This is a genomic window from Martelella mangrovi (genome assembly GCF_040545495.1).
GTDB classification, from domain to species: Bacteria; Pseudomonadota; Alphaproteobacteria; order Rhizobiales; family Rhizobiaceae; genus Martelella; species Martelella mangrovi.
The window spans coordinates 141468-156188 of the sequence record NZ_JBEPLY010000002.1 but is presented as its reverse complement, the minus strand read 5'-3'; the positions used below and the strand labels follow the sequence as shown (position 1 = coordinate 156188).

12 protein-coding genes are annotated in these 14721 nt (G+C 61.4%); 7 read left to right on the top strand and 5 right to left on the bottom strand.

From position 1 onward, the window contains the following. Entirely contained in the window at positions 1-273 is a 273-nt protein-coding gene (locus ABID12_RS03100; RefSeq protein ID WP_319519387.1) for a DUF7218 family protein, read from the top strand. Positions 274-284: 11 nt separating this feature from the next. Here ABID12_RS03100 and ABID12_RS03095 read toward each other — a convergent pair whose 3' ends face one another. Further along, positions 285-773 (bottom strand): MarR family winged helix-turn-helix transcriptional regulator, encoded by a 489-nt coding sequence (locus ABID12_RS03095; protein ID WP_354433060.1) that lies wholly within the window; start codon positions 771-773, stop codon positions 285-287. A gap of 215 nt (positions 774-988) precedes the next feature. Between ABID12_RS03095 and ABID12_RS03090 the strand changes: the two genes are divergently transcribed. The 6 genes from ABID12_RS03090 (at position 989) to ureG (ending at position 7721) form a co-directional block, all read left to right on the top strand. Further along, complete coding sequence (locus ABID12_RS03090) at positions 989-2764, top strand: N-acetylglutaminylglutamine amidotransferase (RefSeq protein WP_354433059.1); 1776 nt, start codon at positions 989-991, stop codon at positions 2762-2764. A 10-nt stretch (positions 2765-2774) separates the two neighbouring features. Further along, positions 2775-4598, top strand: coding sequence for an N-acetylglutaminylglutamine synthetase (gene ngg / locus ABID12_RS03085; RefSeq protein WP_354433058.1), 1824 nt, complete (start codon positions 2775-2777; stop codon positions 4596-4598). 3 nt (positions 4599-4601) lie between these two features. Continuing rightward, positions 4602-5795 carry an osmoprotectant NAGGN system M42 family peptidase gene (locus tag ABID12_RS03080; protein WP_106302007.1) on the top strand — a complete coding sequence of 398 codons (1194 nt, stop codon included), beginning with the start codon at positions 4602-4604 and terminating at the stop codon, positions 5793-5795. A 95-nt stretch (positions 5796-5890) separates the two neighbouring features. Beyond that, positions 5891-6415, top strand: coding sequence for an urease accessory protein UreE (ureE, locus tag ABID12_RS03075; RefSeq protein ID WP_354433057.1), 525 nt, complete (start codon positions 5891-5893; stop codon positions 6413-6415). After that, positions 6321-7085: an urease accessory protein UreF gene (locus tag ABID12_RS03070; protein WP_354433056.1), complete on the top strand. Its 765-nt coding sequence runs from the start codon at positions 6321-6323 to the stop codon at positions 7083-7085. Before ureE ends, ABID12_RS03070 begins: the two co-directional genes overlap by 95 nt. Before the next feature lie 24 nt (positions 7086-7109). Continuing rightward, entirely contained in the window at positions 7110-7721 is a 612-nt protein-coding gene (gene ureG / locus ABID12_RS03065) for an urease accessory protein UreG (protein WP_354433055.1), read from the top strand. Positions 7722-7799: 78 nt separating this feature from the next. Here ureG and ABID12_RS03060 read toward each other — a convergent pair whose 3' ends face one another. The 4 genes from ABID12_RS03060 to ABID12_RS03045 all read right to left on the bottom strand — a co-directional run bounded on the left by ABID12_RS03060 (position 7800) and on the right by ABID12_RS03045 (position 14718). After that, positions 7800-8486: a Crp/Fnr family transcriptional regulator gene (locus ABID12_RS03060; protein ID WP_227023531.1), complete on the bottom strand. Its 687-nt coding sequence runs from the start codon at positions 8484-8486 to the stop codon at positions 7800-7802. 446 nt (positions 8487-8932) lie between these two features. After that, a complete protein-coding gene (locus tag ABID12_RS03055) occupies positions 8933-12217 on the bottom strand; it encodes an efflux RND transporter permease subunit (RefSeq protein WP_354433054.1) in 3285 nt (1094 codons plus the stop codon). A gap of 10 nt (positions 12218-12227) precedes the next feature. Next, on the bottom strand, positions 12228-13415 hold the full coding sequence (locus ABID12_RS03050) for an efflux RND transporter periplasmic adaptor subunit (protein WP_354433053.1): 1188 nt from the start codon (positions 13413-13415) through the stop codon (positions 12228-12230). A gap of 307 nt (positions 13416-13722) precedes the next feature. Then, positions 13723-14718 (bottom strand): ABC transporter substrate-binding protein, encoded by a 996-nt coding sequence (locus ABID12_RS03045; RefSeq protein WP_354433052.1) that lies wholly within the window; start codon positions 14716-14718, stop codon positions 13723-13725. Positions 14719-14721: the final 3 nt, after the last annotated feature.

Genomic DNA, 14721 nt, shown 5'->3' with positions numbered 1-14721 from the left:
ATGGCCACGACGACAGAAAACAATCGTTCATCCATCAAGGATGAGGAGACCTACGAGGCTTTGCGCGCCGACGGCGCCTCGAAAGAGAAGGCCGCGCGCATTGCCAACGCGCAGGCCAATGACCGCATGAACCCCTCGAGAAAGGGCGGAAAATCCGCCTCTTACGTGGCGTGGACGCGCGAAGACCTTTACCGCAAGGCGCAGGAGGTCGGCATCGAGGGCCGCTCGAAGATGGACAAGGGCGAATTGATCGACGCTCTGCGCAACCATTAGGGCGCTACGTTTCAGCGTTTGAGGAAGCCATTCTCCGGCTTTGCCGTTTCTTCCGGATCGAGGAGATCGGCGACCCGCCTGAAAGAGGTGACGATGGAAAACTGCTCGGGCCCGGTGAAGGCGGAAAATTCCGCGGCAAACCCGTCGGCGAAAAGCGATGGCGCGCCGGCAAGGGTTTGCGATCCCGCCCGTGTCAGAACGGCCTGCACCTTGCGCCTGTCGGAAACCGAACGCTTGCGTTCAATCAGCCCCTTGGCTTCCAGCTTGTCGAGAATGGTCACCGTGGTGGCCGGGCTGAGGTCGGCCTGTTTCGAGATTGCCGCCGTGGTCAGCGCGCCCTGGTCGCTCACGGCCTGCAATACGACAATCTGCGGAATGGTCAGCCCGGTCTCCCGGCCGATGCGTTTCGAGCGAATGTCGATGGCATGCGCGATGCGCCGGATGGCCTTCATCACGGCTTCGGCATTTTTCGATGTCAGGTCTTCATCGGCGTCCTTCATGAGTCGAGTCAATTACAGTAGAAATTATTTGAACTCAAACGATTTCTGTTGTAACCAAAAAGCAACCCATAAGCGCGGGCCACGGCCCGCAACGCAATCAAGCCGCGCGGTCTTATCGCAAGCGGCAGAGTGACATTTGAATATGCGCCTTGCTTGTCGGGAGACCTCCCTTTCCTGTCGTCCGGGCGCCAAAGACAGGAGCGATCGTCCAGAACATGTGTGGTATTGCCGGAGAAATCAGATTTGACGGAACCCTTGCGGACGCCGAAGCCGTTGCCCGCATCACCGAGGCACTGGCCCCGCGCGGGCCGGATGGCAGCGGCATTCTCGGTCGGGGCAATTATGCCTTCGGCCATCGCCGCCTGAAGATCATCGACCTCTCCGAGAAAGCCGCACAGCCGATGACCGATCCCGAACTCGGTCTGACGATCGTGTTCAACGGGTGCATCTATAATTACCCGGAACTGCGTAAAAAGCTTGAGGAAAAGGGCTACCGGTTCTTCTCCACCGGCGATACCGAAGTGATCCTCAAGGCCTATCACGCCTGGGGACGGGACTGTGTGCAGCACTTCCACGGCATGTTCGCCTTCGCCATCATCGAGCGTGACAGCGGCAAGGCGATGCTGGCGCGTGACCGTTTCGGCATCAAACCGCTTTATTATGCGACCAGCGGCAAGAATATCCGCTTTGCTTCAACGCTGCCTGCGCTTCTGCGCGGCGGCGGTATCGACAAGACGGTCGATCCGGTGGCGCTGCACCACTACATGTCGTTTCATGCGGTGGTGCCGCCGCCCTATACGATCCTCAAGGGCGTGCGCAAGCTGCCGCCGGCGACGACCCGCTGTTATGAGCCGGATGGCTCTTTCGAGGATATCCGCTACTGGGCGCCGCCGCATCAGCGCGACCCGGCATCGGCGGGGCTGTCGCGCGAGGAATGGCGCGACCGGGTGCTGGATGCGCTGCGCACGGCTGTCCGCCGCCGCATGGTGGCCGATGTTCCCGTCGGCGTGCTGCTGTCGGGCGGCGTCGATTCCTCGATCATTACCGGGCTTCTTGCCGAAGAAGGTCAGAAGGACCTGATGACCTTTTCCATCGGGTTTGAGGAGGCCAACGGCGAAAAGGGCGACGAATTCGGCTATTCTGATCTGATCGCCGAACGGTTCGGCACGGACCACCACAAGATTTTCGTGCCGTCCTCTGACCTGATGAGCGCCTTGCCCGACACCATCAACGCCATGTCGGAGCCGATGGTGTCCTACGACAATATCGGTTTCTTCCTGCTGTCGCGCGAAGTGTCCAAGCACATCAAGGTGGTGCAGTCGGGGCAGGGGGCGGACGAAATCTTTGCCGGTTACCACTGGTATCCGCCGCTTGAAAATTCCAACGATGTCGTCGGCGATTATGCCAAGGGCTTCTTCGACCGCGACCACGCCAAGCTGTCGCGTCACCTCTCGCCGGAATGGCTGGCGGAGGAGGATGTCAGCCGCGCCTTCGTCGAAAGCCACCTGATGGCGCCGGGCGCCGAAGGGCCTGTGGACCGGGCGCTCCGGCTCGACAGCCAGGTCATGCTGGTCGACGATCCGGTCAAGCGGGTGGACAACATGACCATGGCATGGGGGCTTGAGGCCCGCGTGCCCTTCCTCGACCACGAACTGGCCGAGCTTGCAGCCACCATCCCGCCGGAATTCAAGCTCAATGACGGCGGCAAGGGCGTGCTGAAGGACGCCGCACGGCTTGTCGTGCCGCATGAGGTGATCGACCGCAAGAAGGGCTATTTCCCGGTTCCGCAGCTGAAATACATCTCCGGCGAATATCTCGACATGGTTCGTGATACACTGACAAGCCAGGTCTCCAGCGAGCGTGGGCTGTTCAACAAATCCTATCTCGATGACCTGTTCATCGATCCGATCGGCCACATCACGCCGTTGCGCGGATCGGAACTCTGGCAGGTTGCGCTTCTGGAAATGTGGTTGCAGGCTCACGAGATTTGAGGAAAAGCCGATGAACGCGGAAAAGGGTCCGAAGGATCAACCGGAGCACCGCGGCCGCGATGCCTATTCCCATCGCCTGAAGAAGATGCGGACCCAGGGCATGAAGCCACCGATCAATAATGGTGACGACAGCGGCGCCATGAAAGCGGATGTTTCGATCGATTGCGGCTGGGGCCGGATCGTGTTCGGCCAGACCTTTTCCGATACCAAGCTGCTGATCGAGACGCTGCGGGCCGAAGTGCCGGATCACCGCGACATCGCGATCTATGTGCGCGATCCGCATGTGGTGCTCGCCAATGCGCCGCAGGAAGTGTTCCTCGATCCCTCGCACACCTACCGGCTCGATCTTTCGACCTATCATACGGCGGCGTCGAAGCCGCCGCAGGGCTTTTTCATCCGCCGGCTGACATCGGAAATCGATGCCCAGGCCATCAACCGCATCTATGCCGCCCGCGGCATGGTGGTGGTGCGCCCGGACTTCTTCTGGCGTCAGCGCGATGCCCGCTCGATTGTCTATTTCGTCGCCGAAGACGAGCATACCGGCAAGATCCTGGGCACCGTGACCGGCATCGACCATGGCCGTGTGTTCAACGATCCGGAAAAGGGGGCATCGCTTTGGTGTCTGGCCAGCGATCCGCAGGCTCGTCAGCGCGGCATTGGCGAAGCGCTGGTGCGCCGGCTGGCCGAGCATTTCCTTGCCCGCGGCGCCTCGCATCTCGATCTCTCGGTGCTGCACGACAATGTGCCGGCGATCAAGCTTTATGAAAAGCTCGGTTTCAAACGGGTTCCGTATTTTACCGTCAAACGCAAGAACCAGATCAACGAGAAGCTTTTCACCGGCCCCGAGCAGGAGGATTATGAGGCGCTGAACCCCTATGCGCGACTGATCGTCGGGGAGGCGCGCCGGCGCGGCATTTCGGCGGAAGTGACTGACGCCAAGGGCGGCTTTTTCCGGCTGTCCTATGGGGGGCGCTCGATCCACTGTCGCGAAAGCCTCTCTGAACTGACGACATCGGTCGCGATGTCGATCTGCGACGACAAGTCGGTGACCCGCCGCTTCGTCGAGGAGGCGGGCGTCAGGGTGCCGCGGCAGATGACTTCGGATGCCGGGGACGATGCGATCGCCGGTTTTCTGGAAGATGCCGGCAAGCTTGTCGTCAAACCGGCGCGCGGCGAACAGGGGCGGGGGATTTCCGTCGGGGTCACGACGCTTGAGGAAGTGCGCGAAGCCGTGGATGCGGCCAAGGCCTATTGCGATACGGTGCTGATCGAGGAAATGGTCGAAGGCGAAGACCTGCGGCTGATCGTCATCAATTACCGTCTGGTCGCGGCCGCCGTGCGCCGTCCGGCGCATATAATCGGGGACGGACGCTCCACCATCGAACAGCTGATTTCCACCCAGAGCGAGCGCAGAAGTGCGGCCACCGGCGGCGAATCCTCCATTCCGCTTGATGCCGAAACCGAGCGGACGGTGCGCAGCGCCGGCTACACCTTTGCCGATGTGCCGCAGGACGGTGAGGAAATCCGTGTTAGGCGCACCGCAAATCTGCACACCGGCGGAACCATCCATGATGTCACCGATATCGTCCATCCAAAGCTTGTGGATGCCGCGATTTCCGCTGCCCGTGCGATCAATATTCCGGTCGTGGGGATTGATTTGATGATCAAGTCACCCCAAAACCCGGAATACGCTTTTATTGAGGCCAACGAGCGTCCGGGGCTTGCCAACCACGAGCCGCAGCCGACGGCCGAACGGTTCGTCGATCTGCTGTTCCCGCTGTCCATGCCGGCAGGGGCGAGGGCTTCAGCCCGCGAGACGCAGAAAAATGAGTGAGTGATGCAACGACTGACGATTGATTCCGAGTACCTGTCCGACATGCTGAAATCGCTGCTCGCGATTCCCTCGCCGACAGGTTACACCGATCCGATCGTCCGGTTCGTGACGGGAGAGCTGGAAAAGCTCGGCCTTTCCGTCGAACTGACCCGGCGCGGCGCGATCAGGGCCGTGCGCAGGGGCGTTGACAGTCGCGGTGCGCGCGCCGTCGTCTCCCATGTCGACACACTCGGCGCCCAGGTGAAATTCCTGAAGGACAATGGCCGTCTCAAGCTTGTGCCGATCGGCACATGGTCGGCGCGTTTTGCCGAAGGGGCGCGGGCAACGGTTTTCACCGAAAAGGGCGCTTATCGCGGCACCATCCTGCCGCTGAAGGCCTCCGGTCACACCTATAACAATGAAATCGACGAAATGCCGGTCGGCTGGGATTATGTCGAACTGCGCGTCGATGCGCTGACCCGCGACGAGGAGGACCTCGACCGGCTGGGCATCGAGATTGGCGATATCGTTGCCATCGACCCGCAGCCGGAATTCCTCGACAACGGCTTCATCGTCTCCCGTCACCTCGACAACAAGGCCGGTGTGGCGCTGATGCTGGCCGCGCTGAAGGCGATGCAGGACGCCAATATCGAAACCCCGGTGGCCAGCCACTGGCTGTTCACCATTGCCGAGGAAGTCGGCGTCGGCGCTTCGTCAATCGTTTCGCCCGAGGTCGCTTCGCTGGTCTCCATCGACAACGGCACGTCCGCCCCCGGGCAGAATTCCTCCGAATTCGGCGTCACCATTGCCATGGCCGACCAGACCGGGCCCTTCGACTGGCACCTGACGAAAAAGCTGGTCGATGTCTGCAAGTTCAACGATATCCGCTACCAGAAGGATGTCTTCCGCTATTACCGTTCGGATTCGGCAAGCGCGGTGGAAGCGGGCGCTGATGTGCGCACCGCGTTGGTTGCCTTCGGCGTCGACGCATCGCACGGTTATGAGCGTATCCATATGCATGCGCTGCGCTCGATTGCCGAACTGGTCACCGCCTATCTGACCTCCGATGTCGAGATCAAACGCGACTTCCAGCAGTCCGGCCCGATGACCGGCTTTACCCGCCAGCCGACCGGCAAGGCCCGCCAGGAGCTTTCCGCCGATGTCGAGACCGAAAAGATCGACGATCCCAGTCATCCCCATCATGCCGGTCATGCGTGAACCTTTGCTGCAGTGCACGCGCTTGCCAAGCGATACAATCTTGCTATGAATACTGATCACCCTGGATTGTTTCAGGCGTGAGCGAAGGGGAAACAATGCAACGCGTTACCACTTATATTCCGGCAGGGGAGGACAATGGCCCGCTTGCCGGACGTGTCGAGTTGACACATGACGGGCGCCATTTGCGGCGCAAGGCGCTGAAGCTGGCCAATGGCGGCTCGGTCATGCTCGATTTGAAGGATGCCGTGCTTTTTGCAAGCGGCGACCGGCTGGTGCTGGAAGACGGGTCGAAGATCGAGATCGTCGCAGCCCCCGAAGAACTCTACGAAATCCGCCCGCGCGACGGCCTTCACATCATCGAACTTGCATGGCATCTCGGCAACCGGCACCTGCCGGCGCAGATCGAGACCGAACGTATCCTGATCCTGCGCGACCATGTCATCCGGCAGATGCTCATCGGTCTCGGCGCGACGGTCAGCGAAATTGTCGAACCGTTCCAGCCGGTGCGCGGCGCCTATCACAGCCATGGCGGCCACGATCATCATCACGGTGATCATCACCACCACGATCATGATCACGGAGATCACGACCATCACGGCCATCACCACCACCACGATTGACGAGACCGCCGTTTCAGGGACATCGCTGCTTCGGCTGCTGTCCTGGCTTTCTCCCGCCTTTCCGCTTGGCGGCTTTGCCTATTCCGGCGGGTTGGAACGGGCCGTCCATGACCGGCTGCTGGAAGATGCCGAAGGGCTGAAAGCCTGGCTTTCATCGGGGCTTGCGCAGGGCTTCCTGAGGAACGATGCGCTGCTTTTGTGCGAGAGCCACAAGGCGGGCGGCGATGTTGCGCGCATTGGCGAAACGGCTGCCCTTGCGACAGCCCTTGCCGGCGCGCGCGAGCGCCATGCCGAAACGCTGGCGCTTGGCGCTGCCTTTGTGACGGCGGCGCGCGCATGGCCGGCGCCGGTGCTTGATGAATTGCCCGAGACGATTGCCTTGCCGGTTGCCTTCGGCGCGGTCGCCTCTGCCCATGGTATCGGTCTGACGGCCGCCTGTCAGGGCTATCTCCATGCCCAGATCGCACAATCGGTTTCGGCCGCCATACGGCTTTCGCTGTGCGGTCAGGTAGCAGGCCTTGAAGTGTTGTCCGGGCTGGAAAAGACCATTCTGGAAACGGCTTCGCGCGCTGCGCAGTCAGGACTCGATGATCTTGGCGGCTGTACGTTCCGGGCCGATATTTCCACACTTCGGCACGAAACCCAGCATTCGCGCCTGTTTCGTAGCTGAACTCTGTAACTGACGAGGTTAGACATGAAGTCTGAAAACGGTCCTTTGCGCGTCGGCATCGGCGGCCCGGTGGGCTCCGGCAAGACGGCACTGACGGAAAAGCTGTGCAAGGCGATGGGCCGGGATTATTCCGTCGCCGTCGTCACCAACGACATTTACACGCGTGAGGATGCCGAGGCGCTGGTGCGCATGCAGGCGCTCACCTCCGACCGGATCGTCGGCGTGGAAACGGGCGGCTGCCCGCACACCGCCATCCGCGAGGATGCGACGATCAACCTTCAGGCGATTGCCGAAATCAACAGCCGGATCCCCGATCTCGACATCATCTTCATCGAATCGGGCGGCGACAATCTGGCGGCAACCTTCTCGCCGGATCTTGCCGACATCACCATTTACGTGATCTCGGTGGCCCAAGGCGAGGAAATCCCGCGCAAGGGCGGGCCCGGCATCACCCGCTCCGACCTGCTGATCATCAACAAGAAGGACCTCGCGCCCTATGTCGAGGTCGATCTCGATGTCATGGCCGGCGATGCAGAGCGCATGCGTTCTGGCGCGCCGACGGTGTTCACCGACCTGAAGCGCGGCGACGGCGTCGAGGCGATCGTGTCTTTCCTGAAGGAAAACGGCGGTCTTTGAGACGCGCCGCTCATAAACGGAAAAACCGGCAGGGGATGCCTGCCGGTTTTCAGGTCGGTCGCATGATCGGTGCGCAGATCAGAGAGCCCGCAGCGCGTCCATATCCTCAATTTCGATGATGCGACCGTGTACGTGAACGCCGAGACCTTTCAGCGTTGCGAAGGCGCGGGAAAGCGCTTCGGGGGCAAGCCCCAGCTTTCCGGCAAGAAGGCTCTTCTGGAAGGAAAGGCGGAAGGATGCCGGCGATTCCTGGCCATCGGCCTGTTCCAGAAGATAGAGCGCCACCCGCTGAACCGCTGTGTTGAGCCGGTCATTGGCGATGCAGTCCATGGTTTCCTGAAGCTGGTCGGCGAGGGAACCGGCAATGGCGCGTGCCAGCATGCCGTCATCGGCTTGAGCCGCATTGCGCACCCGGTTGATATCGTAGCGCGCCAGCATCGCCTTGTCGGCGGCCTGGGCGTGATATTCATAGGTATCGCCGCCGAAGATCAGGTCATCGGCAAAGCTGTCGCCAGGGCCGCATACGCGGATATCGGCTTCACGGCCTTCGCTGTTTTGCCGGTAGAGGCGCACATAGCCGGAAAGCACGCTGTAAAAATGGGTCGCCGGATCACCTTCGCGGAATACCACGTCCCGGGGATAGCAATTGGCGAAGGTTGCACATTCCATCAATTTGTTCATGGTCGCCATGTCCATGTTAGCCGTCAGCTTGGTTTCGACAAAAAGCGTTTTTTTGCGCTCGTTCAGCAAGAGGGTCCTGTTCACTGTCCGTCTCCCGTCCCGGCCCCGCGGCGACCGGGCTTTTGCCTATCCAAATCTGCAACTCGACCGGTGCACGCCGCAATGTCGCCGGTTGCTGGCATCCGGCCTGTTCCCCGTTTCGGGATGCATGGGCCTGACGCTTCAAAATCGACATTTCCCAGACAATCCGGCAATCCGCCGGTATTGTCCGTCTGTGGCAAAAGCCGGCTTTCCAAGGTTGGGAGGGAAGAGGCCGGTCTTTCGCCTGTCTGAAAACTAGAAGCAGAGGGCGGCCGGGGTATTGATTTCAATCAACCGGGAGGCGGATTTTTTGACGTTTGCGGTACGGGGCTGCAAACAGTGTTGCAAATGGCAAAAAGGCCGGCTTTGCACCGGCCCCTGAGCGAAACGATTTAAACAAAATCGCGTTTTCGGCTAGCGGAATGTTTCCGCTTACCAATCCGACGCCATCAGGCCATGCCGTGCCTGCCATATTCGTCGCGCTTGTTCTCGATAGTGTCGAGTCGTTCTTCGAGTTTGGCAATTTTGGCACGATTGGCCTCGCCGAGCATGCCGGTTTCCTCGGTCGTATAGACATGATCGTCGGGGTCGCGCCGGCCGATGAAACGGCCAAACACCAATCTCAGCAGTCCGGCAATATCATCCATGATCATGAAGAAGGCAGGCACCACCAGCAGGCTCAAAACGGTGGAGACGATGATGCCGCCGATCACCGCCGTTGCCATCGGCGCGCGGAAAGATGCCCCTTCACCCACGCCAAGGGCGGCCGGCAGCATGCCCGCCGACATGGCAATCGAGGTCATGATGATCGGTCGCGCGCGCTTGCGCCCGGCCTCCACCAGTGCGGCGCGCCGTTCCAGACCGTGCCAGATTGCCTCCTTGGCAAAATCCACCAGCAGGATCGCGTTCTTGGTGACGATACCCATCAGCATCAGCAATCCGATCATCACCGGCATCGACACCGGTTCGTCCGTCAGGATCAGCGCGATGGCGACCCCGCCCAGCGCCAGCGGCAGCGAAAACAGGATGGTAAAGGGCTGGATCACGTCCTTGAACAGCAGGATCAGCACCGCCAGCACCAGAAACAGGCCCAGCAGCATGGCATTGACGAAACTTTGCTGCATTTCGGCGAGGATCTTGGCATCGCCGCTTTCGACAAGCGTCACTGTCTCCGGGATCTCGGTGTTGTCGACAATTTCGCGGAAGCGCGTGGTCGCCGGATCGAGCGCCACGCCCGGCGGCAGGTTGGCGCCGATGGTGACCACGCGGTGGCGGTCGTAACGGTCGACGGTGGCCACGCCCTCGGTGTAATTGACGTCGGCAACCACGGACAGCGGCACCATTTCGCCGCTTGCCGTCTGGACCTTCAGGTTGCGAATCGCCGAGAGGTCGCGGCGCAGTTCCAGATCGGTGCGCACCCTTATCGGGATCAGCCGGTTGTCGAGCGAGATCTTCGGCAGTTTGGCGTCGATATCGCCGACGGTCGCGACACGAACGGTGTTGGCGATCTGGGTCGGCGTCACGCCGAGACGGGCCGCAATCTCCTTTTTCGGATGGATCTGCAGTTCGGGCCGGGGGAGCGCGCCTTCCGAGGAGACCTTGTCCAGCATCGGGTCGGCGCGCAGCTTCGATTCCAGAATGGCGACGGCCTGTTGCAGGTCTTCCTCATTGTCGGAGAGGAAATTGAACTGGATGTCGCGCTGGCCACGGTCGTTCAGCTTCGTCACGCGCAGGTCCGGGATGTCGGAAAGGGCGGCCAGCACTTCCTGCTCGATCTGCCATTGCGGAATTTCGCGGCCCTGCGGCTCGAGCTTGGGCAGGTATTTGCCGATCAGCGGAAGCCCGCCGATAATGTCATTGACGATGGCCTCGGGCAGGGAGTGCGCGAGATTTTCAAGAGTCACCGTGACGGTGGCGCGCCGATATTCGAGGTCGCCGAGCGGCGACGAGCCGCCGAGGACGGTGACGCTCTCCACGCCCTCAAAGCCCTCGATCCGCTCGGTGACAATCCGTGTCATGGCTTCCGTATCGGAAAGCTGGGCATTGGGCGGCAGCTCGACGGAAAGTACGATGCGGGACGCATCTTCCGGCGGCATGAAGCTGCCGGGAATGCGTGACATGAAATAGCCGGAGACGATCAGGACCACAATCGCAAGGCCGAGCGTCGGATAGCGCCATCGCGTGGTCCAGCGCACGGCGGCCGTGTAGCCCCGCATCGCCCTTCCGTCATTGGTCTCGCTGTCTTCCTTCGCCTTGTGCTTTGCCGGCTTCAGGATATAGGCGGCCATCACCGGCGTGATCAGGCGGGCGACCACCAGCGAGAAGAACACGGCAAAGGCGACCGTCAGGCCGAACTGGATGAAATACTGGCCCGGGATGCCCGGCATGAAGGAAACCGGCGCGAACACGGCGATGATGGTGAAGCTCGTGGCAATCACGGCAAGACCGATCTCGTCGGCGGCATCGAGTGCTGCGCGATAGGGCGTCTTGCCCATGCCGATATGCCGCTCGATATTCTCCACTTCCACGATCGCGTCATCGACCAGAATGCCGGTCGCCAGCGTCAGCGAAATCAGGCTCACCAGATTGAGCGAGAAGCCGAGCAGGTCCATGACCCAGAAGGTCGGGATCACCGAGAAGGGCAGCGCCACGGCGGCAATCAGCGTTGCCCGCCAGTTATGCAGGAACAGGAACACCACGATGATGGCGAGGATCGCGCCTTCGTAAAGCGTATCCAGCGCCGCGGTGTAATTGCCCTTGGTGAAATAGACCGCGTCGTCGATCAGGCTGATGGAAACATCCGGGTGTTCGGCGCGGACCGTGTCGAGCGCTTCGGCGACCGCATCGGCGACCGTCACTTCGCTGGCGCCCTTGGAGCGGAACACGCCGAAGGAGACGACGGGGTTACCGTCATGACGGGCGAAGGTGCGCGGTTCCTCATAGGTGTCGGTCACCGTGCCGAGGTCCGAGAGCCGGGCAAACCGGCCATTGCCGAGCGCGATCATGGTATCGGCGAGATCGGATACGCTGCGCGCATCGCCCAGCGTGCGGATCGCCTGTTCTGCACCCGCCACCTGACCGCGTCCGGAACCGGTGTCGGCATTGGTCTGGCGCAGCTGTGCGTTGACATCGGACGCCGTGATGCCGTAGCTCGCCAGCTTGTTTTCATCGAGCGAGACCTGGATTTCGCGATCCGCGCCGCCATAGCGATCGACGCGACCGACGCCGCGGATGCCCTGCAGCGCCCGTTCGATGGTGTCGTCGACAAACCATGACAGCTCTTCCAGCGACATGTTGGGCGAGGAGACGGCAAAGGTCTGTATCGCCTGACCCTCGACATCGATCTTGCGCACCACCGGCTCATCGGCATTGGCGGGCAGGTCGGAGCGGATATTGTCGATCGCGTCCTTGACGTCGCGCAGCGCCTCGTCGGGCTTGACCTCCATGCGGAACAGCACCGAGGTGGTGGAAACGCCGTCCGTGACCGTGGAATTCAGCTCATCGACGCCGGAGACGCTGGCAATCGCGTCCTCGATCTTCTTGGTCACCTGCATTTCCAGTTCCGCCGGCGCCGCACCGCTCTGGGTGACGGTAACGGCGACGACGGGCACGTCGATATTGGGAAAGCGGGTGATCGGCAGGTCGCGGAACGCCTGCAGGCCCATGAACAGGAGCAGGCCCAAAAGCAGAAGCGGTGCGACCGGATTGCGGATGGCCCAGGCTGAGAAATTCATTGTTCAGACCTCAGTTGAGCGGCGCTTCGGCTGCCGGTACGGGGGTGATCCGGTCGCCGGCGCGCACATAGGCGCCGGCCTTGGCCACCACCTGGTCGCCTTCGGCAAGCCCTTCGACAATCTCGATGGTGTCGCCGTCCTGAATGCCGGTTTTGACCGTGACGATCTCGACCGTGTCGTCCTTGACCCGGCGCACGGTGGCGCCCTGGCGGCCAATGTTGACGGCGGTCATCGGCAAGGCAAGGTTTTCGGTTTCCTCGACGATGATCTCGGCGCTGGCATACATGCCGGGACGCGCTCGGCCGGGCTCATCGATGGAGATGAACACATCGCCGAGCCGGGTGACATTGTCGACCACGGGCGAGACCAGCCGCACGGTGCCGCTAAGCGCTGGGGCATCGCCGACGAGCGAAATCTTCGCTGTCTGGCCTTCTTCCACCTTCATCATGTTATCCTCCGGCACTTCGGCGACCAGCTCGATCGCGCCGTCCCGGATCATGGTGAACATCGGCGTCGAGGCACCGGTGGCGATGGCGCCGATACGCGCGTTCCTGCCGGAGATGATGCCGGAGACCGGGGCCTTGATTTTGGTGCGTTCCAGCCGAAGGTCGATATCGTCAATCTGCGCCTGCTGGACGTTGATATCGGCCTTGGCCACGCTGACGGCCTCGCGCGCGGCGGCTGTCGAGGCATCCGCCCTCAGTGCTGCCGTCTCGGCCTGTTCCAGCGCAGAGGTGGAGACTGATCCACTGTCGGCAAGCCGCCTGGTGCGCTCGAACTGTCGGCGGGCATCGGTCTGGGCGGCCTCGTTTGCGGTCAGCTGCGCGTTGAGCTGGGCCAGGCTGGCCTCGGCCTTGGCCTTGCTGGCCTGCAGGCTGCTTTTTTGCAGAAGAAGAGAATCGGTGCGCAATGTTGCCAGCACGTCGCCTTCGTCGACCCGGTCGCCGATTTCCGCATTGATGGTTTCGACCGACAGGCCCTCGACCAGTGGCTGCACGTACACCTCCTCGACCGGTTTGATCGTGCCGGTGGCGCGCACGATCTCGGTCAGCGGCATCACTTTCACATCGGTGACAATGATGGACGGCGGGGTTGTGCCGTTTGTCGCCGGGGCGCTCGCTTCCGCGCCGAGTGCCGGCGAAAATGCCATTGCAAGAAGCATCGACGACAATGCAGCGACACGGGCTTTTCTGAGCATGACGGTTTTCCTCTATCGGCCGGGAGGAGGCCACAACATGATTGCAGATCGTCTTGCGCTTGCCGGGCGCGGTGATCGGCAGGTCTCTCGCCGGTCGTCTTCAGCCTTCTCTACGTTGTCAGGCGGGCGCCGGTTGAAGTCGTGAGGCAGTTCGTCACAACTGGGCTCTATTTCAAGTCGCATTTCGGCAAAATACGCCAAAATTGAACCAATCGGTTCGATTATAGTGTTTACTGGTGCAAAAATGCAATACGCGCAGCCTCGGGATGAGGCCGCGCGTATCATGATTTAATCAAGTGATTGAAATTTATTTGGAAAGCGCCGCGTCGGTGATTTCCAGCGTATAGGCGCCTTCCGGTTGCTTGGTGATGACCGGGTCCGATCCGCCGCCCAGCAGAACGTCGACCGTGCGCTGATAGTCAGCCGGGTCGAGCGCGCCGTTGGAGCCGGCCGTCAGCTTGGCTACTTCACTCATCATCCGCTTCTGGTGCTTTTCGGTCTGGGCGCCGGTGTCGTCATATTCGAGCACGATCTCGGCGGCCTCGTCCGGGTTTTCCTCGGCCCACTTCCAGCCCTTCATCGAGGCGCGGACGAATTTGACCATGTCTTCCTTGAAGGCCGGATCGGCAAGGTCATCCTCGAGCACGTAGAGGCCGTCTTCCAGAGTGGCCACACCTTCGTCTTCATACTTGAAGGTGTTGAGCGCGTCTTCGGGAATGCCGGCATCGATCACCTGCCAGTATTCATTATAGGTCATCGTCGAGATACAGGCCGCCTGTTTCTGCAGCAGCGGATCGACATTGAAGCCCTGTTTCAGCACGGTCACGCCGTCCTCGCCGCCATCGGTGGGAATACCGAGATGCGCCATCCACGACAGGAACGGATATTCATTGCCGTAGAACCAGACGCCGAGCGTCTTGCCGGGGAAATCCTCCGGGCTCATGACGTTGTTTTCCTTCAGGCAGGTCAGCATCATGCCGGAGGATTTGAACGGCTGGGCGATGTTGACGAGCGGGACGCCCTTTTCGCGCGTGGCGAGCGCCGACGGCATCCAGTCGACGATCACATCGGCGCCGCCGCCGGCCAGAACCTGTGCCGGCGCGATATCCGGGCCACCCGGCTTGATGGTGACGTCGAGGCCTTCTTCCTCGTAGAAGCCTTTTTCCAGCGCCACGTAATAGCCCGCAAACTGGGCCTGCGTGACCCATTTGAGCTGAAGCGTGATTTCGTCTGCCGAAAGGGCCTGGCCCGCGCCAAGCGCCAGACCGCCGGCGGTCAATGCCGCAAGAAATGTCGATTTCATGTT